Origin of the sequence: Brucella daejeonensis (assembly GCF_014199265.1) — a bacterium.
In the GTDB taxonomy this organism is placed as follows: Bacteria; Pseudomonadota; Alphaproteobacteria; order Rhizobiales; family Rhizobiaceae; genus Brucella; species Brucella daejeonensis.
Genome location: NZ_JACIJG010000015.1, coordinates 32,561 through 56,428, shown reverse-complemented (window position 1 = coordinate 56,428; position 23,868 = coordinate 32,561). Strand labels below are relative to the sequence as shown.

The following is a 23,868-nucleotide window of genomic DNA, read 5'->3' as shown; positions in this document are numbered from 1 at the left end:
GTTCTTTCAGTTCGCAGGTTCGTCGGTTGTCGCGCCGCCGCGTTCGACGCCGCCATGAATATGCGTGTCGCCGATATTGGCGTCGTTGTGCTTGACGTGTCCGCCCTTGAAGTCGGCGTTGCCTTTGACCACGAGATCACCGTCGATAGTGACGGTTCCGTCCTTGACGGTCACGGTGACGCCGAATGCCTTGAGCACGCTGGCGAGAAGGTCTGCACTCGGCGGCCGGTTAATGTCAGAAAACCCACCGCGCAGCAAAATACCCTGCCGGGCATCGCCGGTCGGGTTGATCATCCCGACGATCTGGCCCTTTGATAGCGGCGCCCATGTGCTGGTCGCGCCGCCCGATTCTGGATGCGGATACCATGGCGACAGAAATGGCTCGCCGTTTTCGTCTTCGCCGAGCTTGATGCGATAACCCTTCTTCGCATCGATCTGCTCGATGGGGCCGACTTTCAGAGACTTTCCGAAGGCTGTCTTCAGCATCTCTATGTCGATCTTCATGGCGAGCAAATCGCGAAACATCAGGGCACCTCTGTCGTTGGTGACAAGCCGTCAAATGCAATCGTGCTGCCGGTCCATGCTGGCGTTTCGCGGTCCATATCAGATGGGAGCGGGCCAAGCCCCAGCGCCAGCAGTTCCTGCGCCGTCATTCCGTGCACCTGTTGCAGTCGTTCCCACGGCTCGCGCTCGCCTGTAATAATGGCCTCCATGAAGGTAGCCTTCTTTTGCAGGCTTTCATCCTCGCTGGCCAGCGCAAGTTCGATAAACCGCGCAAAGGGAGCATCTGGATCAAGCGAGCATTTCGGTTCGGGATCGTCGATCAGATCGACAATGATTTTTATCTGGTGCGCGGCCAGGCGAATGCCGTCGGCAATATTGCCGACGCGGGTTCGTTCTGTCGAAACGGTGCGGTAGATGAAGCTTAGAAACAACTGGCCCCAGGCATTGTCCGGGTCAGTCAGGGCCTGCACCATTTCCCGCGAAATCAGATCGAGCGTGAATTCAAAGTTGCCGTCAGTGTCGGGGATGCCAATTTCAGGAAGTCTGATCTCGCCGGTGTCCGGGTCTGGAACGCCCATGCTGGCCGTCACGCCCGTTTCAAACATGATTTCCGTTCGCCCGTTCAACAACAACGAGCGCAGCTCATTGTCGCCCACCTGCGTTTTCCCGGCATCGGTATAGATCGCGATGAAATATTGGTCGGCTTCGATTGTGACATTGCCTCCGCTATCGCTGTCAATAATACCGATTTCACTGTCCAGCACATTGTTCAAGGCGCGTGTCCGGCCTTTCAAAGCTTCAACGGCAGTGGCGCGCAGTGCGATCCGGGCAAGGCTCATGATCAGACATCCCTTGATTTCCCTACCGCGGATTCGCCCAGAATTGCGTAGAGGCGGCGGTGCGAGCGAAAATCTACGAATTGCACTTCGAACATCGGCTGGCCTTTACGGGCAAGCGCGCAGACCCGATAGCCTTTGACGAGATCAAGTTCCGGATAAGCCGCGCGGTCAACTGCAAGTGTCGCCTTACCTGCGGCAAGCTTGATGTTCCAATCGGCATTGTTCCCGCCGTCCGGCTGGAATGCATCGCGGCCTGCTGTCCGCAAGACGGCATCAATCTCGACAGGCTCACGGCCCGCAATCTTGCGGCCATTTTTGAGGAAGAAGACGCGCAACGGTTCTGCAAATTCTGCGTCTACTTCCTCGTAAAGGGCATCCCGGTGTTCTTCGAAGGGCGACGGGCTCATTTGGATTTGCCGCCATCACCGTCCATTTTCAGAGTTTCTTGCTCCTGAACAGGCGGCTTCGTTGCTTCGGCCAGTTGCTCGGTCAGCATGGCGACGTTATTGCGTTCCGCTTCCAGTTCCTTGCCGAGCCTGTCGCGTTCATCCGCAAGGGCCTTGTCGGCCTCATCCAGATCGGCAGTCAGCCTTTCGTTCTCGGAGACGAGCCGGGCGATTTGCTCATTGAGCGCTTCCAACGCCTCCGTATCCGAACGCGCGGCCTCGGCATGCTTTGCCGCCGATGCGGCGTCCGCCTTCTTCCGCTTCTCTGCCTCGACAAAGTCATAAGCAATACGGTCGAAAATCAGATGGTCGCCATAAACCTTCGGAACCTCGATCGGCTCGTGGGGCAGTACGGAAACATCCTTTGGCTTTTCCAGAATCCTGGCGGGGATTATGCCGCCGTTCGAGAAAGCAACGACAATAGTGGATTTCTTCGACATGGGTGAACCTCATGCATGAACACTGCGGCCCGCATTGATGGATGCGGGCCGGTGAACGATATTGCCGGTTAGAGAGTGATCCTGCGCAACGCGCCGGGTTTGGTGCAAAGCGAAATCGGGTTCGACTGAACTTCGATATCGACGCCCTTACCGTTGCGCATTGGAATCTGCTTCATATAGCGCGGGAGGCCCTTGGTATTGACCGTTTCCATATAATCGGCAGGTGCAAAGCGCGTGATGAACAAGCCCGGTGCACCCATCGGGGTCACGCGGCCTTCGTTATGGTCGATATAGGCCGCACCCAGATTGGCCGTTGCGCGCGAACCCGTTTTGTATCGCTCGAACACGAACTTGCCGACTGTAAACTTGTCGGGGATCGCTTCGCGAAGCTGGCCCGCGCCGTTGGTGGCGAGGAAGGTTTCCCGAATGCGCTTATGTCCCCAAAGCTTGAGATGAAGGTTTCGCCCGGTCCAGACATGGAAATGGCTGTAGAAGCTGTCGAGATCATCTTCGATGGACCAGGTGACATCCTTTTCCAGAATTTCATCGACCTTGGCCGCATCATTGTCGAGATCGAGCGAAACAGGGGCAGGAACCGCGATCCCGAACCGGTTGTAAAGATCATGCAGCACGCGTCCGGACTTCGAGGTAACAATGCCTTTGATGGCACCGACGCGCTGATGTTCAAGCGTCATGTCAAGGTCGAGCAGGTGCCGGTCGACCTTGCTCATGACACGATCCGTCACCTGTTCAACTTCGCTCTCCGTACCGAAAGCGCGAACATTCTGAACTTCATCTGCCTTCACAGAATCATTTCGTTCGTAATGATCCACATTGAACGGGATCAGATTGCGGCTTTCGCCCGTGGCGGTTTCGCCCGGTCCACCGCGTTCGCTCGGTTCTACGAGGCTCAGCGAACCGTCACGTTCCTCGACCGATATGATGGTTGTAGTGACACCATCTTCTTCGAACATGCCGGAAGCACCGATCTGGCCGGGGCGGTAGGGCTGATTGTTGACGGTTGCGGTCAGCGACTGCACGGAGAATGCATCGTCGTTAAAAATATCAAGGGTTGGCATATGGGAATCTCCTTAGCGGGCCTTGATATGAACGGCGCGCAACTGTTCGAGTTTTGCCGCCTGCTTGGCAGCGTCGTTGACGGAGGCGTCGAACACCAGCAGTGATGTTTTGACCTCGGCGTGCACATTGATGACAACGGCTTCGGCATCCTGTGCGGTGGCGTCGATGGCATAGCAGGCGATCGCCTTCGCGGTTTCCGCGCCCTCCTTGCCGACGACCTCGGCGTCAGGCGACGGGATGAACCGGCCCGGTGTCGCGGTTAGCTCGCCGAGCACGGTACCGGGCTTGATCAGGCCCGTGCCGGACGGGACCGTCACGACATCCCGCGAAATGTGGCCGTCACCTTCGTGCAGGATGAATTCGAGAGGGCGCGGACCCATAACCTTGTTTTCCATGGGTGGGTTCTCCTACTTGGCCGCCTGGCGGCGGGAGGCGTAAATTTCGCCGGTGTTGATCTTTGCTGTCGGCGCTCCGGGCTTGCGTTGCGGCTGGGGCTGCGATTGACCAGAAGCCAACATGCGGCGTTGCTCATAATCCTGAACCGGATCAGGCTCCGGCTGATTGCCTGCTTCCGCCTTCGGCGCCACGGTCAATGCCTTGACGGCATCATCCGCCGTCATGGTGGTGTCGTATGCAAAATGGCTCGCCAGTTCTTCGCGGCCCGATGCTTCGGGGCTGGTCATGATCGCCTTGATCCGCTCCTTGGTTGCCTTTTCGGCATTGGCGGTGGCGGTGGCGATATCGGCGGGTGCCTGGCCCGCCTGCGGCTTGTCAGTCATATCGTCTTCCTTTTGACTGGTGGGCGCGCCGGCGGGTGCAGACGCGTTCATTTCATGGTCGAGCGACCATGAATTCTTCTGTGCCATCCGCTTCAGCCGGGCTGGAGCGTTGGCATAAATGCGGTAATCGAAAGCGGAAAATGCGACGGCCTTGATCTTCTCGGTATCTGTCGCAAAGCCTCGGGCAACGGCTTCGTCGCCGGTCAGCCAGATTTCCTTGCGCATGTCGGCACGGATTGTTTCGGCATCCTCGCCGGTGCGCTCGGCATAAATCTCCGCCATCATGTCACCGAGCTTGTTGAGAAAACCTACTGCGGCTTCGTGGTCCTCGGCATTGCCGTAGGTCACGGAGGCGGGGTCGTGGATCATCATCATGGCGCCAGTTCGCATGATGCGTTCCTCGCCAGCCATGGCAATGACGGACGCAGCCGAGCCGGCGAAAGCATCGACCACGACGGTGACCTTGCCCTTATGTCCTGCGAGCGCGTTGTAGATGGCTACACCGTCATAGACGTAACCGCCTGCCGAATTGATGCGAACGGTAATATCCGTATCGCGACCGACTTCAGCGAGAGCCGCAAGGACATCCTGCGCCGTAAAGCCTTCATCCCAATAGTTATCGCCGACGAACCCGTAGAGCACGAGCTCGCCGTCCTGAAGAACGGGCATTGTGGAATCTCCTGTTGGATCAGCAAAAGCGCATGCGCTTCGCGAACCGGCGGCGAGGGCCACCGCTGACGCTCTGGCATTCTGCTGTCAGACGCTCGATTTCCTGATCGAGCGCCGCAATGTTGGTTTTGCCATACCGGACTTCGTCATCACCGAAGCGCACAACTTCGGTTTGTCCGCCGGCGGCGATCTGTATGCGAAGGCCGCGAAGCTTCTTGGCTGCGGCACACGGGTCATCGAGATTGATTTCCGTCTTTCTGACGCGGATACTGTTCATGCCGCAGCCTTCTTCTTGTTGTCTTCCGGTGGGTCATCGACTGGCAGCGGTGGCTGGTTTGGCCGCTCGTAAGGCGATCTCATCCCAGCATCGACATAGCGCTTGTGCTCTCGCTGTTGCTGGTCAAATAGCTCGTACGGGTCGATTCCCTTTTGACCGCATTCGATGGCGATCGACGAAGTGCCATTCGAAATGCGTTCCGAAACCGCACGTTCGCTCTTGTAGTCATCGGCGGTGGGTGCTGCCGGTCCCTGCCATTGTGCCCAGGTGAACTTCTCCCGGTTGGCGGCAAAAACCTCGTAAGAGACCTTGAGCTTGATGCGGCCTTCGCCGACCATCTCGTCAAACCAGCTTTCGTAGACAGCCTGCAACATCGGAGCTGCGAGACGCTCGCGGCGGCGTACAGCGATGGGCCAGATGGTCGCGTTCTCCATGCGAACCGACGAATAGGTCGCATCCGAGTGGTCCATCGCGTAACTGCTGTATGTGACACCAATGGCGCGGGCCGTTTCGCGGTCGAGGCTGCTGGCGAAAGGCAGATATTCCTTGCCAGGCGTAGCTGACGAACGGAATTGCAGGTCTTCGCCCGGACCCAGATGCGCGACCGTCGGTGTGCCGTTTATGCCAATATTGCTCTCGCGCGCTTTGTCCATCTTGGCTTTCAGAAAGCCGATGAACTCTTCCCGCAGTTCCTCGTCTTCAATGGCCTCAAGTGCATCGAATGCATCTTTCGACGGGTTGTCGCTCGTGAGCACCGCCGCGAAAATTGTCTGCAGGATGGCAGTTTGCAGGGTCGCTTCGTCCAGTACCTCTTTCTGCGCATGTTTCCGGATCGCGGATGAAAGAACGGAAATCCCGCGAACGTCGGTTGCATCGGCGGGGTCGAACAGGTGCAAGACTATTGGTCGACCGTCCGCGTCATAGGCCGGATATCGAACCTTCTGGGTGACTCCGCTGACCTTTTCCTCGAACAGATAGCCAATCGGGCGTCCATCCTCGTCATGGTAGACCCCCTGAAACAGGTTCTCAAACTCGTTGGTGTCCTGTGCCAGCTTGCTCGGCGGTGTCATGCAGACTTTTACGCCGGACGTGATCCCATGTTTCCGCCGCTTGGCGCGAGGCATATAGTCCAGAATGCCGGTTATCTCGCCATAAGCCATGTACCAACGCAGGCCGATATCGACCAACTGCGGCAGGGTGAACTTGCCCCGCATGTCGCATTCACGCGGGTTCCAGGCATAACGCTTCCATTCCCGCTTCAGCTGGGCAACGAGGGCGCTTACCTCCTCTGGGGAGTAACCGAATTCGGCGAGTTCGGGTTGCGGCTGCAAGACGAGTTCGACGCCGACAGTATCGACGAGAACCTGATCGCAGGCACCTTTGAGCTTGCCGGAATTCTGGATGAAGTCCAATGCATAGGCGGCGGCGCGCTGCCAGCTTCGGCGGATTTCCTCGCGGTTGTCGACGATGGAAACCCTCTGTGCCGCAAGAACGCCACTCTTGGAATCGCGCAACATACGTGCGGTTGGCCGTGCTGAAACGCCCGACAGCACTGTGCCGGAGCGCAGCGCACGGCCTACTCCTTTGATGCGGTCGAGCAATTTCATCGATTTTTCCAAGCGTTGCGCCGCGTTTCGGTATCGCGCGGCTTTTTCGGTTTCTCGGGCTTGTCGAAGACAGACTGCTCGGCATGGCCGAACAGATCATTCTCGGCTGGCACGCCATGAACCTTGACCAGCAGGTCGGCCCACCGCTCGGCGGTCAGGCGGAGTTTGCGTTCAAGGTGCCAGCCGAGTGCGAAGGCGTAGACGGTGGCGTCAAACCAGTCGTTCTTGCGCCCTGCGATTTTTTTCCAGATACGACCCGCCTTTGACGGGATCAGTTTTCGCTTGCCCCGTGACGGAGAGGCCAGAGCCTCTTCATCGGGGTCAACCAGACTTTCGGCGGTCAACTCCTTGGCGAAGTCTTCGTCGCAAATGTCGTTGGCAATATGCAGCGTATTGCGGGGCCACTGGCCGCTTTCGTTTGCACCCAGCACCAGGTTGGCAAGCGCCGCAACCACTGCGGTTTTTACGTCGAACAGGCCGACGGGATAGAGAAGAACCTTTGCCATGATGCGCCGGTGCTTGTCCTTGATGTCGCGTTTGACGGGAGTCCCGAGCCAGGGGAGCCCCTGTGGTGCGCGTCCGTCGAGCGCGTAGACGTTTGCGCGCGGTGCGCAGAAACGATAGACGCGGTCGGTCGCGAAACCGGAGTCGACGCCGGAAAGGTCTATGCCTTTCATGCCGCCGCCGGCGGTCGGATATTCTCTCCCGAAAGCATCGGAGAGCTTGATCCACGGTTCGTCGCTTTGGTCAGGGGCTCCCTCGAAAATCTCGCGGTCAATGATCTGGTATTGGCCGCGTGGGCCAATAGCTATGACCATCCACTTGATGCCATAGCCCTGCACGTCTGCAGCGGAAACGACGAGACCGGCCCATGACGGGATAACCCGCGAGGGCAGTGGGTCCTTGCGAACCGCTTCAACGATTTTCTCATGTTCGACCGCAACACCGGCTGGGTCATATGGAAGCGCCAAATCCTGCTGGAAAAAAGTTCGCAGCTTGGTGACGTTTCCTTGCGCGTCTGTCCAGCGGGTCCAGATGTCGGCCCAACGTTCGCGAGGGGCATATGCTGCCCAAAGGTGCCATGACGGTTGCCAGTCACGGCAGCGGCCTTCGCATGGCTCGCAACGCCAATGTTCGATGTCGTTCTCCGGGATCGCCAGAGGAACGGTTGGGTCACCATCACGAACCCGTCGTGCAATCCACTTTCCTTGCGGCAACATTTCATGCTTGTGACCGTCAAGGATAACCTCGTTGCAGGATATGCAACGGAAATGCACCGGCAGGCCCTTGTCGGAATCTGCGGGCGACATGTTGTCGAATTCCAGCGCCTGGAAGGTTCGGCAATGCGGGCAGGGCAGATAGAAATAACGCTGATCCCCGGCATCGAAATCGTCGGTGATCGCGCAAGCGCCCGCTATGCCCGGCGTCGATCCCTGCCATTCCTTCGCCGTGTCGCCGTGCATTTTCTGGCGGGCGCGAGCCTGATCGCGCGGACTGCCACGTCCGTCGACATCGCTTTGATAGCCGGTGATCTCATCCATGGCGAGATACTTGATCGACACCATCTGCAGGCCCTTGGAAGAACCTGCATTGACGATCTGGCAGAACCCGCCGGCGAAACGTTTGAACGCCGTCGTCGAGCCTTGTTCGTCGCGGCTGTTGACCGGAAGCACCTTGTGCTTGATCCGGGGTGTCGCCTCGATCGTTGGATGAAGCTTGATCCGGTTGAACTTCGTTGCTTCTTCCAGCGTCGGCAGCACGATCATCATGGAACCGGGCGCCTGATCGACGATGAAGCAAAACCAGTTCTCGATTGCAGTCGATTTGCCAAGCTGCGCAGCCCAGCGGGCAGTGCATCGGCGCGCCGGATGGTCCGGGTGCAGGCAATCCTGCGGTTCGCGCAGATAAGGCACACGGTCGGTACGGAAATCGCCCGGCCATGGAGAACCGGATTCGGGCGATACCTTACGATAGCGATCGGCATGTTCGGAAATCGTCAGATTTTCGATGGGGCGGCTGGCCGCTTCCAACCCCCGGAGCAACACCAATTCACCACGGGGCAATTCCATGAATTGCTCACGCGGCTGCAGGGCGTTCATGTCTGTTCGCTTTCCTCTTTAGGCTCATCGGTCATATCGGCCTCGTCCCGCTGACGCATGGCATCGATCCGCCCGAGAATTGTCTGATTGAAAACTTCCAGTCCCTTGCGCACAAACGCCTTGAGAACCAAACGCGTGGCGCGCTCGTCGAAACCGTATTTCACCGAGGCGTTTGCGGCCTCCGTTTCCAGTGCGCGCTCAAACGCGCTCTGCATCAATGCGACGGCATCGCGCCCGGCCCGATCCACCTCCGACACCTTGGTCAAGGTCTTACGCCGTTCCGCTAGATCCATTTCGCGCAGTTCGGCATCGGCCTGCGCCTTGCGCGCCGCGCCGTCAGACTGGCTTCCCGAAAAGCGCGGCGCAGGGTTGAAGTTTCCCTGCGCCGCAACCGTCCGCGTCGTGGGAGGTGCCACGCGGATTCTGATGTTCTCGTTTCGGTGGGCGACCAGAGTGTTGAACTCTACCAGTCGGGCCTTTCCGTCGTCGCGAAGCTCGATCGCTTCGGAATGCTGTTTGAGATATCGCGACAGGGTCGAGCGCTCGACCGGATCGCCCATCGCGGTCAGCCGCCCGGCGGCTTCCGAAATCGAAATCCAATCGTCGTTCGACATGATGGCCCGTTTGCGCTCCTGTGTATGAACACGTGCAAGCACGTGTATCCGTGTATCGCTTTCAAAACGACCTACTGGTGAAAACCGGCAGTCGAGCCCGCCCGTGGGTTAGAATTGGAGCGGATACGGTCCCTAAAAGGGGGGTGGGGTCACCCGATGAGCTTGCGGATCACTGCCTCGACCCGAGGGGGCATGGTCACGGTCGCCTCACGCTCGAATGCGGTTCGACTTTCGCCGCGCACCATTTCATCGGGAATTCGAACGTCCGACTTCACCTGCGTGACGCGGCGCTGCGAAGCGCGACCAATACGGCGATAAACATGCCCGTCCAAATTCCACTTCTTCACGTGGCGGTAGGGGAACTGCCCGCCCATGATGAAGGTGCCGGGGAATACGCGACGCTTACCGAACGGATGTGCTGACACACCTTGCCGGGTTTCCCTTGCCCTGAAATACTTCAGGCGGATGAACCCGCCACGCGATTGCAGCGAATAGAACAGTTTTCCCGGCTTTGCGGTATCGATGTTCTTCACCGCCCGGACGATGACCTGACGTTGCAAGCCTGTCTGCTTGGTGAGATTGCGTACCACCCGAGTGCGAGCACGCCGCCCGACCTGATTGACGATGCGCGGGAGGACTTTTGGAAATTCCGTTTGCAGCCGTTTGATACCGCTGGCGTACCGACGCAAGCCCTCGATGTTTTCCCATCGACTGACCAGCATTGGCCTCACCCCAAACAAAAACCCCGGTCGCGGGTGCGCCGGGGTTCGTCTAATCTTTTTTAGCATCCAAGGTGTAAGTCAACCCGGAGTCGCAGGTCAACAGATATTTTCAGGCTCTAACCGATGAACGCCTTCAAAGGCCCGGAAAAGCTGGACGCCAACCATATCGCGGTTTTCCATCCACGGCGTGGCCGAGCGGTGCGAGAAGGTCAGTTTATGGCCGACAAGCTGATTTATCAGTCCTGATTCCAGCTTTTCCAGCGCGGCAACCCAAATCTGATAGTCGATCCGGCCCAGAATATCGGCTGTCGGGTCAGGTGTGAGAACAAACTTGCGGTAAGCGCCCGCATAAGGCCGACGCGCACGGCGGTTAAAGCCATCGACCTCGACCGAATATTCCCGACCGAAAGCATCGGTTGTCTGACGGTGCATGAACCACGCTGCCTGACCGCCACGTTTGACGATGTCGCATTCCGGTTCCGGCGCGGTGTAATCGGGCGCGCGGCCCAGAACGGCGCTGGATATCACAAGCGAGGCTATGCCTGCAGCGCGCGACCGGGCAGGGCGGAGCATCAGGCGTTCCGTTGCCCGCGCCACGGCGTCGTCCGCCAGACCGTCGTAATCCTGCCAGTCGGCTACCGGGTTCCAGCCTTCGGGGAACGAAACGTCAAAGCGGGCGAGATCGGCAACTGCCTTTCCGACTTCCAGCGCATCTTCGTGAGGGGCACCCTGTTCGATCCACATTCCCGGTTCCGCCCTGTCACGGTCGACAAGCGTCATGAGTTCGGCAAAGCCCAGAACCTTGCCCCAGGACGAAGCTTCCAGTTGCCGCCATGCTGAGTGAATGCTATCCAGACCATCTGCACCGCCACCCTTTGGCAGTTCGTGGACGAAAGCCCAGACGAGAAGTTCATCAATCGTAACGGTTTTCATGTTTTGCACCACTTGCGATAGTTTGCACCAGTTTGCACCACTTGGAAAAGTGGAAATAGAATAATAAAATCAGTATTTTGCACCACTCTGCACCAGTTTTTGCTTGTGCATATAATAAGCTTTTTCCCCCATCCCCCTTTTTCCCTTACGTATACACAAGGAAAACTGGTGCAAACTGGTGCAAGTTATTGAAATCATTCTATTTATCCCGTTGTTTAAACTGGTGCAAAGTGGTGCAAACTGGTGCAAACTACTGCACAGCATAAGTTCAATCATATCAAAGGGTTGTCGGTTTTCAGGAGCGAAAGCCGAGCCAAAAGCGGGGTTGCGGGGCGGATTGGCGAGCATCATCGCATGTGCGCCTCGTAATCGTCAGAGCCGGACGTGTGGGCGGGTTTTGGAACCTCTATGAGGCGCAGGCCATGGTATTTCACCGCCCGCCCATCCTCGCGTCGGTACTTCTTCTTCATGATCAGCCCGAATCTGGTCAGCGATATGGGCTTGCCGCCCTGATCGACGGTGAAGTCAACATAGGCCTGATAGAAGTCCTTGGCGGTCACCTCTCCATGCTCATCAGGCTCGATACATCGGGCGCAGAAAGCGGACGTGGGGTCCATTTCGTCGCGGTATTCCTGTGTTTTCGCCTCGACCGATGCCGGAATGACCAGTCCTTCGCGCAGGAAGATCAGGACACCCTCTATGAGCCAGTTCAATATGCCCGAATATTCGGGCTGGAATTCCGAAACGACCTCCTCAAACTCGCGCTGTTCCTCCTTTTTGAGCGTCACAGGCCAGTGCACAACGACCATGCGCCGCCAGATGCCGTTGTCCGTGCCGGTGATGCGCGGATAGCCGTTGCCGGACATATGGCCGGTGAAGATGGGCTTGAAATCGAAATAGCCCTGAAACAGGTCGCGAACGGTGAAGTCCTCGCCACCGGTCAAATCCTTGACCAGATTTTCGCGCAAATCCTCGCCTTCAGGCAGTTCCTTGACGCGCAGGAAGCGACGGCCATAGAGCCGCGCCATGTCGGGTGAGGCCGCACCGCCGGAGTTGCCTTCACCGATGAAGGATTCTGACGGCAGCGTGACCGATACGTCCCCCAGAAGCCGGCAAAGGGTTTCCATATAAACGGACTTGCCGTTCGCCCCGAATCCGTAATGGAAGAAGAGTTTCTGGACGGTAATACCGACCAGACCCAAACCTGACGCGACTTGCACCATGCGGCGCACGTCATCGCTTGGCAGCATACGTTTGAGAAAAGCATCCCATTTCGGGCATTTGGCGCTCTTTTCATAGGCGACAGGCACGATCTGGGTAATGAGATCGCCGCGGCGGTGCCCCATTATGACCTTTACGGTTGCGATTTTCCGCTCGACGGTTTCCGGGATATCTTCGCGGTTGTCGTCTGGGTCATCAAAGGCCGGGTTTCGCACTTCCTCGACCTTGCGCGAGAAAATCAGCGTGTGGTCGAGCAGCGCCACCTTGAGCGGATCGGCGTTGAAATCGTCCGGTGAGCGCATCACGTGCGGCGCCAGACAGGTCAGCATTGCTTCCAGCCGCGCCCGGTTCTTCGACGTGACGGCATGATCCATGCGCCGTTTCTTGCGCTTGGCGAGGTTCGATTTTGCATTCAGCGCCGCGTCAGCGAGCCTTTTTTCCGGCTTGGATCGCTCATCTTCCTGCTTTTTCAGCGCTTCCTTGCCCGCTTTGAACGCTTCCTCTTCGGCGGGGGTGTATTGCAGGAACTCGGTTTCCATGGCGATACGCCCGCCGAGCTGCTGCGCGATTGCAAGGGATCGTGGATCGCCGGTGTCGATATCCCAATGGGTGCCGTCCCATATCGCATAGGTCGCCTTGCGGGCCTTGCTCTGCGCAAGCACCAGCATGTCTTCGCCAAAATGGCGCTGCAGACGCTCGGCATTGTCGGTGTCGGAATGGTCGAGCGCTGCGCAAGCCCTCACCATTTCGCGGTCTACTGTCCGGTCCCCGCGTGTGGTGGCCGCTGGCTCGCCATCGTCCGGGGAGTGTGCATCAGGCAGACCATCGGTCGCGGGGTTACGGGGATCAATATCGGCGGCTTCCGCCTGCCGTGAAGCTTCGGCCATGATCGCGCGCACAGCGGCCGGTATATCCTGGGAATTCTTTGTCACGCGGCACCTTCCATCATATCAGAAAAATCGGTCCCGGCCGGAGGCCAGGCAATTGCTACCTTGCGGTTCTGTCGCAGAATACGTGCTCGCGCCCGCGCCATGGCGGCGGAGGTCATGACACGCTCGGAATCCCCGTCACCCAGAAGCACGATCTCGCACACATGGTCGCCAACCCAGAAAGCATCATCCGGGCCTTGGTCCGGGCGCGGGACCGGACCCTGCACCATGACGGCGCGCAAACGTCCCTTTGTGTCTTCCTTCTTCAGGGTAGGATGGGCAAAGCGGGACGCGGGGTCGGCAGGGCCGGAAAGGTTGCCGAGATCGCCGGCGGCGAAATAGAACGTGTCAGGCCGAAGGTTTTCGGCGCGCGCGACGGCCAGCGTGTTTTCAATACCTTCACCGCCAACCCACCGTTCCATGCGCGGATGACCAGCAAGCGGGATAAGTCCGCCTTTCTTGCTGCCGCGCATCTTTTTGGTCGGCAAAAGCTCGCCGGTGGCCGGATCAATGATCGTGGGCCTGCGTTTCGGGCGGTTGTCGAGGTCGATCCAGGTAATATGACAGCCAATAATGCCGAGGTCAGGCCCGATGATCGGCGCGACCATGGCAGGTCCTTCATGGAGCGTGTCGCCGCCATGCCAGTATGGCACAGCGCCGCCTACCCGAAGCCAATCGGAATCCGGCACCCGAGCGCCCCGCTCCATAAGGTAAAAGCGGCCATGCATTTGGGCCGCAGAATGCAGCGTGGATGCGCGGGCATAAATGCCGCGCGCCTTTTTGCGCTCGATTTCACGATAATCGGCCTGGCTTTTGGCCTGTTGTTCCTGCAATTCGGCATTACGCTGGCGCTGCACTTCCAGCCGCTCCAAGCGCGCGGCCCTATCGGCATCCGTTTCCCGCTCGCCCCCTTCGGGGATGGGCTGTCCGAGAAGGATTGAACAGGCCTCCAACAATCCCTCACGGCTACGGACATTGAGGCCATGAACATGCGCAGCCATGCCGATGGCATCATTCCCGCCGATTCCGCCTTGACGGCAGTTCCATTTGTTCTTCTGGGTGTTGAAGGCGAAGGTATCCTTGCCGCCGCAGGCGGGGCAGGGTTGCGGGTGTTCATTTCCGCGCGGGTTACATTTCAGGCCGAGGCGCTGCGCGGCATCGGCGATGGTGACGGCGCGGGCATCCTCGACAAAGAGCTTTAGTATCTCGCCCATTCAGGTGCCCTCCAATCAATGCGTTTTTGATTGGCCAACTCGGCGAGCGCCTCTGCTCCTTCTTTGGACAGTACAAAATAGAATTCGCTGATACCGAGATCACAATAGATTATTCGTTGCAATTTAACGGTTACATTCAAGCCTTGCGGCCCACCGTCTGCCACGTACCAGAAAGGATTATCCGGGTTTTTGTCTGACACGCAGCGTGCAAAGTATCGGTTGCTGGTAAGGGTCATGCTGCACCAGTATCTTTCAGGCGAGCAAGCGCATTGCGACTTGTCACCATGGTGTAACCATCGGGGAAACGGACCAGACAGGAGTTCATGACCTTGGCGCGTACATCGACCGCACATGATTGGTCTTTACAGCCCTGCCGGTTCCAGCGGTAGAGATAGGGGAATTGGACAGGAGAGGTCATTCCGCTGCCTCTATGTGAAGGGCCAGATGGCTGCAATTCGCGGCGACGAGCGCGGCGGCAACCGGTGGCGAAACGCTGTTGCCGCAACAGGAAACCTGCACCGATTTCGAGAAAAGCTCGCCATTGATGCCGCGCTCGATTTCGTACTCAGCCGGAAATCCTTGCGCGAGATAAAGCTCGCGGGGCACGAGCATACGCATTCCGATATCCACGATGACATAGACAATGCCGCCCGCTTCGATGGTTACGAACTCGCGCTCATCCCAAAAACCATAGGAGCGCAGGAACGCGGCAACCTCACGCGCCCGTTCGGCCTGTGCTGGTGTGAAAGGTGGCACGTCGAGCGCGGCCTCGACATGGCCGTGCCGGTCCTTCGTGGTCACGGTCCTGACAGGATGGTTTTCTTCACCACCATCGCCAGTGCCGTAATAGGCTTGCAGATATGGCGCCACGACGCTTTGCTGTGAGCCGGTTTGCGTGACGGTCGATACCGGCTCGCCCATGGAACGGCCCGGATTGACGCCACCCTCGCGGCGGCTGTCATTATTATGCTGCGCCATATAAGCGGTGATCAGGCGGGATTTCCCTTGACCTTCCGGCATGACCGTGTGGGCAGGCTCATCGAGGCCGTGGCCAGTCGAAGTGCCGAAATCGCGAGCAACGAATGCGGTCGCGATGCACGTATCGGCCTTGGCAGTGGTTGTGTGCATCGGTTCGTCGGCACCGCGAGGGCGGCTCTGCCCTGCACGGCCACCGCACCCGACCAGCGTCGGAACTATGACACTGTTCTGATCTTTCGTGCTGGCCGTGATGGTATGCGACGGACTATTAATCGACCGGATAGAGCCGCCGTGTTGCGCGGCGGTAAGCACCGGCGCGACAACGGTCAGCCCGGCCCCACCTGCCGTGATGGTATGCGTTGGCTCACCCGCACCATTGAAGGGCTTGCCCGCATTGCGCATCGTCATCAGATGCGGAACGATCACAGCGGATGGCGCGGCAATACTTTGTAACGGGTCCGCTATGCTGCCTTCGGACAAGTTCGGAGTAATGTTGATTACAGTGGGCGAAACGAGCGCCTTTTCGCCGCGATGCGCGCCCGTGATGGTCTTGAACGGCTCGTCGATTGCCTCGATGCGTCCGCCGTGAGTGAGATTGACGAGGAAAGGGCGTTCGGCATCCAGAACATAGCGCTTCATGCCGCGCGCGACACGCGCCATCGTGTTGTCGGCAAGCGGGCGCACGGCGCGCAGCCCGTGCTTATCCATGACTTGGGCGGATGTATCGAAAATGGAAGGGCAAGGCAGCGACCAGTCGATGATTTCATAGGCACAGCGCCAAGGCAGCTTGCGCCCTGCGATCACGTCTGGATCGTCCGGTGAACCATGCGTCGGCGTCGGCCAAACGATGGGTTGACCATCAAAGCGGATGACAGCGAAAAAGCGCTTGCGGATCGTCGGTGCGCCATAATCGCAGGCGCGCAGCTCGCGCCACTCGATCTTGCCGCCGAGCGAGCGGATCTTGCGACACCATTTTTTGAAATATTCGCCCTTGTGTTCCGGGTCGGGCATCAGTCCGCGCGCGGTCTCGATCAGCGGGCCGTAATCCTGAAATTCCTCGACGTTTTCGAGAATGACAACATCGACCCTGCCGCCGCTTTTCTGGATGCGCTCTATCCAGCCCGGAATGATCCAGGCGAGATCGCGAATGTTGCGCTCGACAGGCTTGCCGCCCTTGGCTTTCGAGAAGTGCTTGCAATCCGGCGAAAACCAGCCAAGCCCAACATGCGCGCCGCGCAGATAGTCGAGCGGGTCGATCTTGTAGACATTTTCCGACAGATGCAGCGTTTGCGGATGGTTTGCCTCATGCAGCGCGAGCGCTGCCGCATTGTGGTTGATGGCAATATCGGGCGAGCGGCCCAAGGCCATTTCTATGCCGGTCGAGGCGCCGCCGCCGCCTGCGAAGGAATCAACGATCAGGGGAAGGCTCATTGCGCACTCCCGGTTTCTTCACGGCCACGCACGCCCCAGCATTGGTCAAGGCTCCAGGAGCGGCAAATGGTGCTGAAATAGGAGCGGACCTTATAGACCGACATGCCAGAAGCCTTGGCGATTTCGCTTTGGGTCATTCCCATTTCGCGGAGGAGCGCCAGCCCTTCGATAATCATGATTGTGGGCAGGTCGGGTGTGAAACTTGCAGGCGTAATGCTGCCGGGCTTCCCGAATGTCGTCATGGATAGGCCTCCCGTTTGGCGGTGAGTGAATGAGTGTCGAAAAAGGAAGGGGAACGCTCCAGCCAGTCGCAGAGCGCCTGCACGGCGTCAGGGCCGACCGGACTGCCGTTAATGACCCGGCGCACATCGTCAGTTGCAATATCGCAGAGCCGGGCAACGGCGCTGAAGGTCAAGTGCGCGAGGATGCGCTTCCTGTCCACATACATGCCGAGCGCGGTGAAATCGGTTTTCGATGAGGCGCAGCCGGTCATGACTTTGTCCCTGAGGAAATCGGACAAAAATATCCGAATGCACTTGACATTCGGACAAAAATATCCGAAATTATCCTTGCCAGCACGGAGAACCCGATGGACAAACGAGACCGCTTCATCGCCGAACTAAGGGATGAGGCAAAGGCGCAGGGGCTGGCCTTCCGGGTCAGCAAGCGCAAAGGAAAAGGCGGGCACGCAACAGTATGGGTGGGGGATCGCTTCACCACACTGCCAAGCCGGGAAATCGATCCCAAGACCGCTGCGAAGATCAAGAAAGGGTTGGGGCTCATTTGAGCCCCTCCCGCCACACAAAGGAACAAAGGGCTAGAAGAATGAGAACATATGCTTACGCAGCCGTGTTCGAGCCTACCGAGCGGGAGGGCGGCTTCATCGTGACATTTCCGGATGTGCCGGAAGCCATCACCGAAGGTAACGATATGGCGGATGCCCGCGAGCAGGCTTCGGACGCGCTCGGTGTGGCGCTGCTCACCTATCTTGAGATGGGTCGGGAACTGCCCGAAGCGAAATCGGAGGGAGAATTGATCTGGCCGGATGCCGATGTGGCAACCAAGATCGCCGTGATCGAGACTTTCCGCGCTTCGGGCATATCGAGAACCGAACTTGCCCGCCGTATCGGAAAGGACGAGAAGGAAGCACGCCGTCTGCTTGATCCTGATACCGCGACCAAGCTTCCGCTTATGATAGCAGCGCTTGAGGCTATGGGGCAAAGGCTGGTCATCGGCCTGGAGGCGGCTGAATAAATCAGGCATCAACCTGCTACCTCCGTATTGAACAGAGGGCCGAAATCGGTCGCAGCGAATGGCGCGTCATTGACGCGCCATTCTTTTTCTATGCGGCGTCTGGTGATGTCGGCATATTCCGGGTTCAGCTCGATCAGCGTGGCGCGGCGGTTATGGCGCGCGGCTACAAGCCCCGTGGTTCCGGCCCCACCGAATGGATCGAGGACAAGCCCATCCTTCGGGCAACCCGCAAGGATGCAGCGCTCTGCCAGTTCCGGCGGGAAGGTGGCGAAATGCGCTTCGGAAAACGGCTTGGTGGCAATCGGCCAGACAGAAAGAGGCGCAGGCTCGAAATTGCGAAGAAACCGGCCATTTGCGCCTTGTTCTTCCTTCGTCATCTGATCCCATCGACCTTTGAAGCCGTCATGGCTCCGATCATGGCCGCGCTGCTTGTCTTTTCTGACGCTGTTATGAGCGACTGCAGTGTGGGGCGTTTCGCTTCCGGTTGCCCATCCCTGCACGGGGTGCGCGAGGCCCGTTGCGCTGACCTGCCTGACAGCCTCGGCATCATAATAAGAGCCCATGCGTGTCCAACGAGCACCTTCGCGTGACGGGTCAGTGATGAACGCGCAGCGCTCCGAGAGGTCCGGGCCAAAGGAAATCTCGCCCGTATCGCGCGCGCGCCAAACGTCGCCGTCATCGGATTTCGTCAGCATGAAAATCTTTTCATGCGCGGTGGATGGGCGATAGGCACCGGAAGAATCCGGCATCGGATTGGACTTGCCCCAGATGATTTCCGAGCGCACCCACCAGCCCGCGTCTTGAAGTGCGATCGCCAGCCGGTTCGGGATCATCAGAAGGTCTTTCGGCTTGATTCCGCCACCAATGGTCGAGAAAGGCTTGTCCCGAAAGGTGCGATCATCGGTGCCTTCTGCCTTATAATCGGCAGCGGATTTGCCGTTCGGCGTGGTGGCATAGCAGTCGCCATAATTGATCCAGCATGTGCCGGTGGGTTTCAGCACGCGACGTACTTTCTCGAACACCGCGACCATTGTTTCCAGATGTGCCGCGAGTGTTGGTTCAAGCCCGATTTCCAGCGGCTTGAGCGGATCGCCATCGGCGATATATGAGCGCAGGCCCCAATAAGGTGGCGAGGTAACGACACAATCCACGCTATCGGACGGCATCCGGGCAAGCGCGGCCATAACGTCGTCGACAATGATTTCCACGCGACTGTCGAGCAGGCTGATCGTCATCGCATCACCGCCGGCCAGAACAGAATGGCGGCATAAGCCCCGGCAATGGTTGCGCCGATGCAGCAGGAGGCGACCAGAAGAAGGACGCTTGCGACAGAAGGTTCTTTTGGAGGATGGCTGGCCATGGTCAGTCATCCCCGATGACGCGGAGCGCAGGGTCGCCGCGCCGGGCATTGGCGATGTGGCCTGAAAGCTCACGGCGCAATTCACCAAGCCTTCGCTCGGCATCGGCTGCAGGCTTGTCGAGTTGCATCGCCTCGGTGCCTGTAACCTTGCCATCGGCAAAGACCTGCGCGCCGATGCTCATCACTTCGCCCACGCTGCGGACAACCTCCGAATGGGCGGTCAGCAAATTCCCGGCGGCGCGCAGGGCGTCGTCATCCGGTTCGGCCAGCCGCCGATTATTCAGCGCCGCCATGACCGAAGTCACGCTGGGTACGCCGCATTGCGCTTCGAGCTGGCAGACGATGTGAACCGGCATCATGTCCGGGTCGAGCGGGTTATTCCAACGCCCCACCTGGCTTTTTGAAAGCGATATGAGCTTCGTGACCTGCTCGATACCGCCGCAATATTTGATGAGTTCGTTCTGTGCTGCCTTGATCCGGTAAAACCATGCATCGGTCAGTTGGTTCATGGGGGCTTCCTCGAAAGGCAAAGCTTTCCCGTGGCGGGAAAAGCCGCAAGTTTTTCCCATGGTGGGAAAGGGGTTGGGGTGTCAGTTTGCCGGGGTCAGATCATCACGGCGGGCCGCTAACCTTCACACGCTGCAAGGGGCGCGCCCGCCACCGGAAAAACGGAGCCAGAACGCGATGCCAATGCCGAATGCGGAAACCGCCCTTGTCATGGAACGGATCAAAAATGCGGCAGTCACCAAGGCCCTCGAAGAGCTTGCCGTATTGCTTGCCGGTCGGATCGATTACCGGCATTACCGGGCAGTGAATGCGCGCCTTGTCGAAGTCGTCGAGCGAATGCCAGTCGTCCCACTGAAATTTGCGGCGGGCGTGAAGGTTGATGCGCTCGATATGCAGATGATCCAGCAAAATTCGGTAGGACTCACCATCAACGCGATTGACGACGCCTTCAAGGCGGCTCGCAAGCGATTGCGCTAAAGAACGGCAGAAGGTCGCACGAAATGAGTAATATTCATGCTCGCGCGCTTCGCGCTCCAGCCGGGCGATTTCCCGGCGGACAAGGATTTTCAGGCGGCGCAGGCGTACCCGGTCGAGATCGCGGCGCGAATGCCCGGTCAGGAAAGCGCAGGCTGCATCGTCGAGGCGGCGGAGGGGTTTCAGCATCATGCGGCCTCATCGCTCCTGTTCTGGCGCAGCCAGTCGAGACGGGTACGGTGCATATCGAGCGGCGATACCTCGCCCTTGGTCAGAATCTCGATCCTGTCGATGATATCGGCGTCAGCCCGCGCGCGTCCGGTTTCCCAATTCCACACGCTGGAACCGCCGCGCACCGCAGTGATTTCAAGTCTGCGCGCGATATCATCACACGAAAGCCCCTCTCGTTTACGCCAGTCTGCAAGTTTCATAGCGTGCTCCTTTGCCTCCCTATATCGCACAAATTGCGATGTGAAAGTCAAGGGCAATATCGCATTTTTTTCGATAACGCAGATTTAGCGATGCTGATATGATGCCCGCCATGAAGAACAGGATCAGAGAAATCAGGGAAGCACAGGGACTCTCGCAGGGTGCGCTCGGCGAGAAGTTGGGCGTGCACTGGCAGACGGTCCATCGGGCGGAAAGCTCCAAGAGCACACTGTCCGAGCAAAAACTGCAGGCCTATGCAAAGGCGCTTGGGGTTTCGACAGCCGAACTGGTGGGCAGTGAGGGTGGGCGAACCGTAACCGTCAAGGGACAGATACAAGCCGGGGCTTGGGCGGAAACTTGGGAATGGCCGATAGAAGACCAGTATGAAGTTCCCGTGCCGGACGATCCGGCGCTGTCGAATTTCTCACTGCATGCGGCTGAAACCAGGGGGCCATCAATGAACAAGCGCTATCCGGATGGCACAGTGCTGGTCTTTACCGATGCACTGGAGCGCCCGGAAGATTTGATCGCGGGGAAACGTTATATCGTCGAGCGAGAGCGAGCGGACGGATTGCGCGAAGCAACAGTGAAGAAGCTCTGGCAGGACGAATTCGGGGCAATGTGGCTTGTGCCGGAATCCGATGATCCGCGATACCAGGAAGCCATTCCGATCAGCGGCGAGGACGGCGACGTGATCCGCATCCTGGGGCGGGTCAGATTCTCGGTGACACGCGAGTAACATTCTCTGATCAATGACCAAATCAGCCCGGCCCCGTGCCGGGCTTTTTGTTGGTGATTCGCATATTTTGCGATGTTAAGCCTTTCAAAATATTGAGCATCGCAAAAAATGCGATAAACCCAATTGACAGATTATCGCAAATTATTCGATATTAGCCCCATCCTAACCGATGGAGGCATCCATGAGTTTTCCGAATTCGCAAGTAGCCCGGTCCTTTCCCCGGCCAACCGTCCCGATCCGCAACACCGATCCACGCGAGTTTGAGCGCACCCCGCATCTTCGTGCCATCGAAATGGCGAAGTCGATGCAGGACATCGCGGCATCGTCGGGGGCGGCAACCTTCAAAGACCTGATCCGGGCCGGGTTCACGTCCGCTGAAATCATCGAATTCGGAACGCAGGCCCAGCAGCTGGCTGCGGAATGGAAGTCGGAAAGCCGGAAGGCGGCGTACGATAACCTTACCGACATGATCATGAAGGTCAGGCAGCCGGTTCCCAACCGTCCGCCCATGACGGTCGATCTTACAACGTCAACGCAGTTTTTCGAGGCTTGGGGACGGTATTGCGCAAGCCGCGCCGCATTGATGCTCGACCCGTGGGCACCGCAGCGCGAACGCTGCATTTGTGTGCTGCAGCAATTCCTGAATCTCCTGCCCTTGCTGCCCGTCGAGCGGGCAAAACTCACCATCGCCGCCGAGCAGACATTGCCGAAGATCCCGGTGCGCAACGGGCGGGCGCTGTCATGACCGCGGCAGAGGCCATCGCGGCGAGCGTCATCGCTTTCGCCGTTCCTTTTTTCTCGCTCGTCTTCGGTGTCCCGCTATGACTTCTGTCGTTCACTCTTTCCGCCCCGATGGTTCCGTCATGAACCTCGCCAAGCCTCTGGATAGCGATATTCACTGGCCGACCATTGCCAGCGCCCTTTCGAAGCTGGCCCGTTTCAACGGCATCAACAGAGGCCCGATGTATTCGGTTGCGCAGCATTGCGTAATGGGTGCCGATGCGCTGGCGAATGAAACGGGCGACTCGACTCTATGTGCCTATTTTCTTCTGCACGATGCCCACGAGGCGTTTATCGGTGAATGGCCCAGACCGGCCGTTTTGTTTCTCGCTGATGCACTCTATCGCATGCACGATATTCCGATGCATCTCGTTCGTGATGCCGTCGAGGCCGTCAAGGCGCGGCTTGACCAGACGATTTATCGAAAGGCTGGCCTGCCGCCTGTTGTTCCTTACGGCGTCAAAGAGATGGACGAGCGGATGCTTCGCGCCGAAACAGCGCTGCTCTTTGGCAATAACGGCTTGAAAAACCTTGCAGGCCGGGAACTGCCGATGCCGAAGTTGACGGGAGCTATCAAGCCGTGGGCTCCGATGAAGGCCGAGGAAGCATGGCTTGATCGGCTCACCCGCTATCTCGGCATCGACTGGAGGGCGGCGGCATGAGCCTCAACCTCCATCAGATGATCGGCCGTCTTGGCGCGGACCCGGAAGTGCGCCGCGCCAACAATGGCGATGCCATCGTCACAATGCGCGTCGTCACAACCGATACCTGGCGGGACAAGCAGACCGGCGAGAAGAAAGAAAAAGCCGAGTGGCACACCATTGTCATCTTCAATCAGGGCATTGCCAAAACGGCGGAGCAGTACCTGAAGAAGGGCAATATCGTCTACATCGCCGGAAAAGTTCGCACCCGTAAGTGGGAAGATCAGAACGGCAACGCCCGCTATTCGACGGAAACCGTTCTGGAAAACTTCGGCGGCGCACTTGAGCTTCTGCCGCAGGGCAATGGCGGCGGGCGCGGCCCGTCCAGCCCGGACGATTACGGTCAGAATTCATCGAGAAGTCAGGACGATACTTCTGCATCCGGTGGCGGATATGCCGGCCAGAGCGGCGGCGGTTTCGCGCGCGATCTCGATGATGAAATCCCCTTTTAAACCACGGAGAAAGACATGCAGCGCATACGCGATTCCAACACCATAATTGGCCTTCTGGAGAACGGGGAACTGGCGCAACGCCTGACCACCGAAATGATGGATACTCTTGCCGCCCTGCAAGAGCACACCGGCGACCGCCCCAAGGTCAAGGCCAAGGGTTCGGTCACGCTCAAGCTCAATATCGAAGTGGTCGACGGCACAGTCACCATCGAGGCGGAAACCAGTTCCAAGCGCCCGAAGCCGGTTCACGGTTCGTCGTTCTACTGGCTTCTGGACGATGGTTCTCTCTCCACCCAGCACCCCAGACAAATCGACATGTTTGGCGGGCCACGCGATGCCTCGCGTGGCGTGACCGACGTGATCCACGGCTAACCCCTCTGAAAATCAGGA

33 protein-coding genes are annotated in these 23,868 nt (G+C 58.5%); 8 read left to right on the top strand and 25 right to left on the bottom strand.

All coding sequences use genetic code 11. The features are described from left to right. Positions 1-6: 6 nt before the first annotated feature. The 16 genes from FHS76_RS17195 to FHS76_RS17120 form a co-directional block, all read right to left on the bottom strand. The gene (locus FHS76_RS17195; protein WP_183655573.1) at positions 7-525 is read right to left on the bottom strand and encodes a baseplate assembly protein; all 519 of its coding nucleotides are present in this window, start codon (positions 523-525) and stop codon (positions 7-9) included. After that, a complete protein-coding gene (locus tag FHS76_RS17190; protein ID WP_183655571.1) occupies positions 525-1,343 on the bottom strand; it encodes a hypothetical protein in 819 nt (272 codons plus the stop codon). Before FHS76_RS17190 ends, FHS76_RS17195 begins: the two co-directional genes overlap by 1 nt. Before the next feature lie 2 nt (positions 1,344-1,345). Next, entirely contained in the window at positions 1,346-1,750 is a 405-nt protein-coding gene (locus FHS76_RS17185) for a hypothetical protein (RefSeq protein WP_183655568.1), read from the bottom strand. After that, positions 1,747-2,229 carry a hypothetical protein gene (locus tag FHS76_RS17180; protein ID WP_183655565.1) on the bottom strand — a complete coding sequence of 161 codons (483 nt, stop codon included), beginning with the start codon at positions 2,227-2,229 and terminating at the stop codon, positions 1,747-1,749. Before FHS76_RS17180 ends, FHS76_RS17185 begins: the two co-directional genes overlap by 4 nt. A 68-nt stretch (positions 2,230-2,297) precedes the next feature. Continuing rightward, the gene (locus FHS76_RS17175; RefSeq protein ID WP_183655562.1) at positions 2,298-3,308 is read right to left on the bottom strand and encodes a major capsid protein; all 1,011 of its coding nucleotides are present in this window, start codon (positions 3,306-3,308) and stop codon (positions 2,298-2,300) included. Between the two features lie 12 nt (positions 3,309-3,320). Next, positions 3,321-3,704: a head decoration protein gene (locus FHS76_RS17170; RefSeq protein ID WP_183655559.1), complete on the bottom strand. Its 384-nt coding sequence runs from the start codon at positions 3,702-3,704 to the stop codon at positions 3,321-3,323. 12 nt (positions 3,705-3,716) lie between these two features. Next, the gene (locus FHS76_RS17165) at positions 3,717-4,757 is read right to left on the bottom strand and encodes a head maturation protease, ClpP-related (RefSeq protein ID WP_183655556.1); all 1,041 of its coding nucleotides are present in this window, start codon (positions 4,755-4,757) and stop codon (positions 3,717-3,719) included. A gap of 19 nt (positions 4,758-4,776) precedes the next feature. Continuing rightward, positions 4,777-5,034: a hypothetical protein gene (locus FHS76_RS17160; RefSeq protein ID WP_183655554.1), complete on the bottom strand. Its 258-nt coding sequence runs from the start codon at positions 5,032-5,034 to the stop codon at positions 4,777-4,779. Beyond that, the gene (locus tag FHS76_RS17155) at positions 5,031-6,641 is read right to left on the bottom strand and encodes a phage portal protein (protein WP_183655551.1); all 1,611 of its coding nucleotides are present in this window, start codon (positions 6,639-6,641) and stop codon (positions 5,031-5,033) included. The genes FHS76_RS17160 and FHS76_RS17155 overlap by 4 nt, the downstream gene beginning before the upstream one ends. Beyond that, positions 6,638-8,740: a terminase gpA endonuclease subunit gene (locus FHS76_RS17150; RefSeq protein ID WP_183655548.1), complete on the bottom strand. Its 2,103-nt coding sequence runs from the start codon at positions 8,738-8,740 to the stop codon at positions 6,638-6,640. Before FHS76_RS17150 ends, FHS76_RS17155 begins: the two co-directional genes overlap by 4 nt. Beyond that, positions 8,737-9,354: a hypothetical protein gene (locus FHS76_RS17145; RefSeq protein WP_183655545.1), complete on the bottom strand. Its 618-nt coding sequence runs from the start codon at positions 9,352-9,354 to the stop codon at positions 8,737-8,739. Before FHS76_RS17145 ends, FHS76_RS17150 begins: the two co-directional genes overlap by 4 nt. Positions 9,355-9,503: 149 nt before the next feature. Next, on the bottom strand, positions 9,504-10,076 hold the full coding sequence (locus tag FHS76_RS17140; protein WP_183655542.1) for a hypothetical protein: 573 nt from the start codon (positions 10,074-10,076) through the stop codon (positions 9,504-9,506). A 96-nt stretch (positions 10,077-10,172) separates the two neighbouring features. Next, positions 10,173-11,009 carry a hypothetical protein gene (locus FHS76_RS17135; RefSeq protein WP_183655539.1) on the bottom strand — a complete coding sequence of 279 codons (837 nt, stop codon included), beginning with the start codon at positions 11,007-11,009 and terminating at the stop codon, positions 10,173-10,175. 69 nt (positions 11,010-11,078) lie between these two features. Further along, entirely contained in the window at positions 11,079-11,360 is a 282-nt protein-coding gene (locus FHS76_RS17130; protein ID WP_183655537.1) for a hypothetical protein, read from the bottom strand. Next, a complete protein-coding gene (locus FHS76_RS17125) occupies positions 11,357-13,162 on the bottom strand; it encodes a DNA primase family protein (RefSeq protein ID WP_183655535.1) in 1,806 nt (601 codons plus the stop codon). Before FHS76_RS17125 ends, FHS76_RS17130 begins: the two co-directional genes overlap by 4 nt. Next, the gene (locus tag FHS76_RS17120; RefSeq protein WP_235992732.1) at positions 13,159-14,160 is read right to left on the bottom strand and encodes a DUF7146 domain-containing protein; all 1,002 of its coding nucleotides are present in this window, start codon (positions 14,158-14,160) and stop codon (positions 13,159-13,161) included. The genes FHS76_RS17125 and FHS76_RS17120 overlap by 4 nt, the downstream gene beginning before the upstream one ends. Here FHS76_RS17120 and FHS76_RS22590 point away from each other — a divergent pair. Beyond that, positions 14,143-14,361, top strand: coding sequence for a hypothetical protein (locus tag FHS76_RS22590; RefSeq protein WP_235992731.1), 219 nt, complete (start codon positions 14,143-14,145; stop codon positions 14,359-14,361). The genes FHS76_RS17120 and FHS76_RS22590 overlap by 18 nt on opposite strands. A gap of 244 nt (positions 14,362-14,605) precedes the next feature. Here FHS76_RS22590 and FHS76_RS17115 read toward each other — a convergent pair whose 3' ends face one another. The 4 genes from FHS76_RS17115 to FHS76_RS17100 are packed head-to-tail and all read right to left on the bottom strand — an operon-like array spanning position 14,606 to position 17,275. Further along, positions 14,606-14,791 (bottom strand): hypothetical protein, encoded by a 186-nt coding sequence (locus tag FHS76_RS17115; RefSeq protein WP_183655531.1) that lies wholly within the window; start codon positions 14,789-14,791, stop codon positions 14,606-14,608. After that, positions 14,788-16,782 (bottom strand): DNA cytosine methyltransferase, encoded by a 1,995-nt coding sequence (locus FHS76_RS17110; protein ID WP_183655529.1) that lies wholly within the window; start codon positions 16,780-16,782, stop codon positions 14,788-14,790. Before FHS76_RS17110 ends, FHS76_RS17115 begins: the two co-directional genes overlap by 4 nt. Continuing rightward, a complete protein-coding gene (locus FHS76_RS17105; RefSeq protein ID WP_183655527.1) occupies positions 16,779-17,024 on the bottom strand; it encodes a FaeA/PapI family transcriptional regulator in 246 nt (81 codons plus the stop codon). The genes FHS76_RS17110 and FHS76_RS17105 overlap by 4 nt, the downstream gene beginning before the upstream one ends. Continuing rightward, positions 17,021-17,275 (bottom strand): hypothetical protein, encoded by a 255-nt coding sequence (locus tag FHS76_RS17100; protein WP_183655525.1) that lies wholly within the window; start codon positions 17,273-17,275, stop codon positions 17,021-17,023. Before FHS76_RS17100 ends, FHS76_RS17105 begins: the two co-directional genes overlap by 4 nt. A 96-nt stretch (positions 17,276-17,371) precedes the next feature. On the opposite strand from FHS76_RS17100, the gene FHS76_RS17095 reads away from it, so the two are divergent. Together FHS76_RS17095 and FHS76_RS17090 are read left to right on the top strand one after the other, a co-directional pair. Further along, positions 17,372-17,569: a hypothetical protein gene (locus tag FHS76_RS17095; protein ID WP_183655523.1), complete on the top strand. Its 198-nt coding sequence runs from the start codon at positions 17,372-17,374 to the stop codon at positions 17,567-17,569. Positions 17,570-17,607: 38 nt separating this feature from the next. Continuing rightward, the gene (locus tag FHS76_RS17090; RefSeq protein ID WP_183655520.1) at positions 17,608-18,036 is read left to right on the top strand and encodes a type II toxin-antitoxin system HicB family antitoxin; all 429 of its coding nucleotides are present in this window, start codon (positions 17,608-17,610) and stop codon (positions 18,034-18,036) included. Positions 18,037-18,044: 8 nt separating this feature from the next. Here the strand turns inward: FHS76_RS17090 and FHS76_RS17085 are convergent, their stop codons facing one another. The 5 genes from FHS76_RS17085 to FHS76_RS17070 form a co-directional block, all read right to left on the bottom strand. After that, positions 18,045-19,271 carry a DNA-methyltransferase gene (locus FHS76_RS17085; RefSeq protein ID WP_183655517.1) on the bottom strand — a complete coding sequence of 409 codons (1,227 nt, stop codon included), beginning with the start codon at positions 19,269-19,271 and terminating at the stop codon, positions 18,045-18,047. Continuing rightward, positions 19,268-19,396, bottom strand: a complete 129-nt coding sequence (locus FHS76_RS22740) for a hypothetical protein (RefSeq protein WP_268902750.1) — start codon at positions 19,394-19,396, stop codon at positions 19,268-19,270. The genes FHS76_RS17085 and FHS76_RS22740 overlap by 4 nt, the downstream gene beginning before the upstream one ends. 2 nt (positions 19,397-19,398) lie before the next feature. After that, positions 19,399-19,905, bottom strand: a complete 507-nt coding sequence (locus tag FHS76_RS17080; protein ID WP_183655514.1) for a phage regulatory CII family protein — start codon at positions 19,903-19,905, stop codon at positions 19,399-19,401. Between the two features lie 103 nt (positions 19,906-20,008). After that, positions 20,009-20,566, bottom strand: a complete 558-nt coding sequence (locus tag FHS76_RS17075; RefSeq protein WP_183655511.1) for a hypothetical protein — start codon at positions 20,564-20,566, stop codon at positions 20,009-20,011. Then, positions 20,566-20,808: a helix-turn-helix domain-containing protein gene (locus FHS76_RS17070; RefSeq protein WP_183655508.1), complete on the bottom strand. Its 243-nt coding sequence runs from the start codon at positions 20,806-20,808 to the stop codon at positions 20,566-20,568. Before FHS76_RS17070 ends, FHS76_RS17075 begins: the two co-directional genes overlap by 1 nt. A 110-nt stretch (positions 20,809-20,918) precedes the next feature. Here FHS76_RS17070 and FHS76_RS17065 point away from each other — a divergent pair, with 110 nt between their 5' ends. From FHS76_RS17065 to FHS76_RS17045, 5 genes are all read left to right on the top strand, one after another. Then, complete coding sequence (locus tag FHS76_RS17065) at positions 20,919-21,545, top strand: helix-turn-helix domain-containing protein (protein ID WP_235992729.1); 627 nt, start codon at positions 20,919-20,921, stop codon at positions 21,543-21,545. A gap of 181 nt (positions 21,546-21,726) precedes the next feature. After that, on the top strand, positions 21,727-22,290 hold the full coding sequence (locus tag FHS76_RS17060; protein ID WP_183655505.1) for a hypothetical protein: 564 nt from the start codon (positions 21,727-21,729) through the stop codon (positions 22,288-22,290). Positions 22,291-22,366: 76 nt separating this feature from the next. Beyond that, positions 22,367-22,987 carry a hypothetical protein gene (locus FHS76_RS17055; RefSeq protein ID WP_183655502.1) on the top strand — a complete coding sequence of 207 codons (621 nt, stop codon included), beginning with the start codon at positions 22,367-22,369 and terminating at the stop codon, positions 22,985-22,987. Further along, complete coding sequence (gene ssb / locus FHS76_RS17050) at positions 22,984-23,478, top strand: single-stranded DNA-binding protein (RefSeq protein ID WP_183655499.1); 495 nt, start codon at positions 22,984-22,986, stop codon at positions 23,476-23,478. Before FHS76_RS17055 ends, ssb begins: the two co-directional genes overlap by 4 nt. A 15-nt stretch (positions 23,479-23,493) precedes the next feature. After that, entirely contained in the window at positions 23,494-23,850 is a 357-nt protein-coding gene (locus FHS76_RS17045) for a hypothetical protein (protein WP_183655496.1), read from the top strand. Positions 23,851-23,868: the final 18 nt, after the last annotated feature.

Coding starts and splice junctions, on each gene's coding strand:
- FHS76_RS17195 (WP_183655573.1), bottom strand. CDS start 525: ATGTTTCGCGATTTGCTCGCCATGAAGATCGACATAGAGATGCTGAAG.
- FHS76_RS17190 (WP_183655571.1), bottom strand. CDS start 1,343: ATGAGCCTTGCCCGGATCGCACTGCGCGCCACTGCCGTTGAAGCTTTG.
- FHS76_RS17185 (WP_183655568.1), bottom strand. CDS start 1,750: ATGAGCCCGTCGCCCTTCGAAGAACACCGGGATGCCCTTTACGAGGAA.
- FHS76_RS17180 (WP_183655565.1), bottom strand. CDS start 2,229: ATGTCGAAGAAATCCACTATTGTCGTTGCTTTCTCGAACGGCGGCATA.
- FHS76_RS17175 (WP_183655562.1), bottom strand. CDS start 3,308: ATGCCAACCCTTGATATTTTTAACGACGATGCATTCTCCGTGCAGTCG.
- FHS76_RS17170 (WP_183655559.1), bottom strand. CDS start 3,704: ATGGAAAACAAGGTTATGGGTCCGCGCCCTCTCGAATTCATCCTGCAC.
- FHS76_RS17165 (WP_183655556.1), bottom strand. CDS start 4,757: ATGCCCGTTCTTCAGGACGGCGAGCTCGTGCTCTACGGGTTCGTCGGC.
- FHS76_RS17160 (WP_183655554.1), bottom strand. CDS start 5,034: ATGAACAGTATCCGCGTCAGAAAGACGGAAATCAATCTCGATGACCCG.
- FHS76_RS17155 (WP_183655551.1), bottom strand. CDS start 6,641: ATGAAATTGCTCGACCGCATCAAAGGAGTAGGCCGTGCGCTGCGCTCC.
- FHS76_RS17150 (WP_183655548.1), bottom strand. CDS start 8,740: ATGAACGCCCTGCAGCCGCGTGAGCAATTCATGGAATTGCCCCGTGGT.
- FHS76_RS17145 (WP_183655545.1), bottom strand. CDS start 9,354: ATGTCGAACGACGATTGGATTTCGATTTCGGAAGCCGCCGGGCGGCTG.
- FHS76_RS17140 (WP_183655542.1), bottom strand. CDS start 10,076: ATGCTGGTCAGTCGATGGGAAAACATCGAGGGCTTGCGTCGGTACGCC.
- FHS76_RS17135 (WP_183655539.1), bottom strand. CDS start 11,009: ATGAAAACCGTTACGATTGATGAACTTCTCGTCTGGGCTTTCGTCCAC.
- FHS76_RS17130 (WP_183655537.1), bottom strand. CDS start 11,360: ATGATGCTCGCCAATCCGCCCCGCAACCCCGCTTTTGGCTCGGCTTTC.
- FHS76_RS22590 (WP_235992731.1), top strand. CDS start 14,143: ATGAACATGCGCAGCCATGCCGATGGCATCATTCCCGCCGATTCCGCC.
- FHS76_RS17120 (WP_235992732.1), bottom strand. CDS start 14,160: ATGGCTGCGCATGTTCATGGCCTCAATGTCCGTAGCCGTGAGGGATTG.
- FHS76_RS17115 (WP_183655531.1), bottom strand. CDS start 14,791: ATGACCTCTCCTGTCCAATTCCCCTATCTCTACCGCTGGAACCGGCAG.
- FHS76_RS17110 (WP_183655529.1), bottom strand. CDS start 16,782: ATGAGCCTTCCCCTGATCGTTGATTCCTTCGCAGGCGGCGGCGGCGCC.
- FHS76_RS17105 (WP_183655527.1), bottom strand. CDS start 17,024: ATGACGACATTCGGGAAGCCCGGCAGCATTACGCCTGCAAGTTTCACA.
- FHS76_RS17100 (WP_183655525.1), bottom strand. CDS start 17,275: ATGACCGGCTGCGCCTCATCGAAAACCGATTTCACCGCGCTCGGCATG.
- FHS76_RS17095 (WP_183655523.1), top strand. CDS start 17,372: ATGGACAAACGAGACCGCTTCATCGCCGAACTAAGGGATGAGGCAAAG.
- FHS76_RS17090 (WP_183655520.1), top strand. CDS start 17,608: ATGAGAACATATGCTTACGCAGCCGTGTTCGAGCCTACCGAGCGGGAG.
- FHS76_RS17085 (WP_183655517.1), bottom strand. CDS start 19,271: ATGACGATCAGCCTGCTCGACAGTCGCGTGGAAATCATTGTCGACGAC.
- FHS76_RS22740 (WP_268902750.1), bottom strand. CDS start 19,396: ATGGCCAGCCATCCTCCAAAAGAACCTTCTGTCGCAAGCGTCCTTCTT.
- FHS76_RS17080 (WP_183655514.1), bottom strand. CDS start 19,905: ATGAACCAACTGACCGATGCATGGTTTTACCGGATCAAGGCAGCACAG.
- FHS76_RS17075 (WP_183655511.1), bottom strand. CDS start 20,566: ATGCTGAAACCCCTCCGCCGCCTCGACGATGCAGCCTGCGCTTTCCTG.
- FHS76_RS17070 (WP_183655508.1), bottom strand. CDS start 20,808: ATGAAACTTGCAGACTGGCGTAAACGAGAGGGGCTTTCGTGTGATGAT.
- FHS76_RS17065 (WP_235992729.1), top strand. CDS start 20,919: ATGAAGAACAGGATCAGAGAAATCAGGGAAGCACAGGGACTCTCGCAG.
- FHS76_RS17060 (WP_183655505.1), top strand. CDS start 21,727: ATGAGTTTTCCGAATTCGCAAGTAGCCCGGTCCTTTCCCCGGCCAACC.
- FHS76_RS17055 (WP_183655502.1), top strand. CDS start 22,367: ATGACTTCTGTCGTTCACTCTTTCCGCCCCGATGGTTCCGTCATGAAC.
- ssb (WP_183655499.1), top strand. CDS start 22,984: ATGAGCCTCAACCTCCATCAGATGATCGGCCGTCTTGGCGCGGACCCG.
- FHS76_RS17045 (WP_183655496.1), top strand. CDS start 23,494: ATGCAGCGCATACGCGATTCCAACACCATAATTGGCCTTCTGGAGAAC.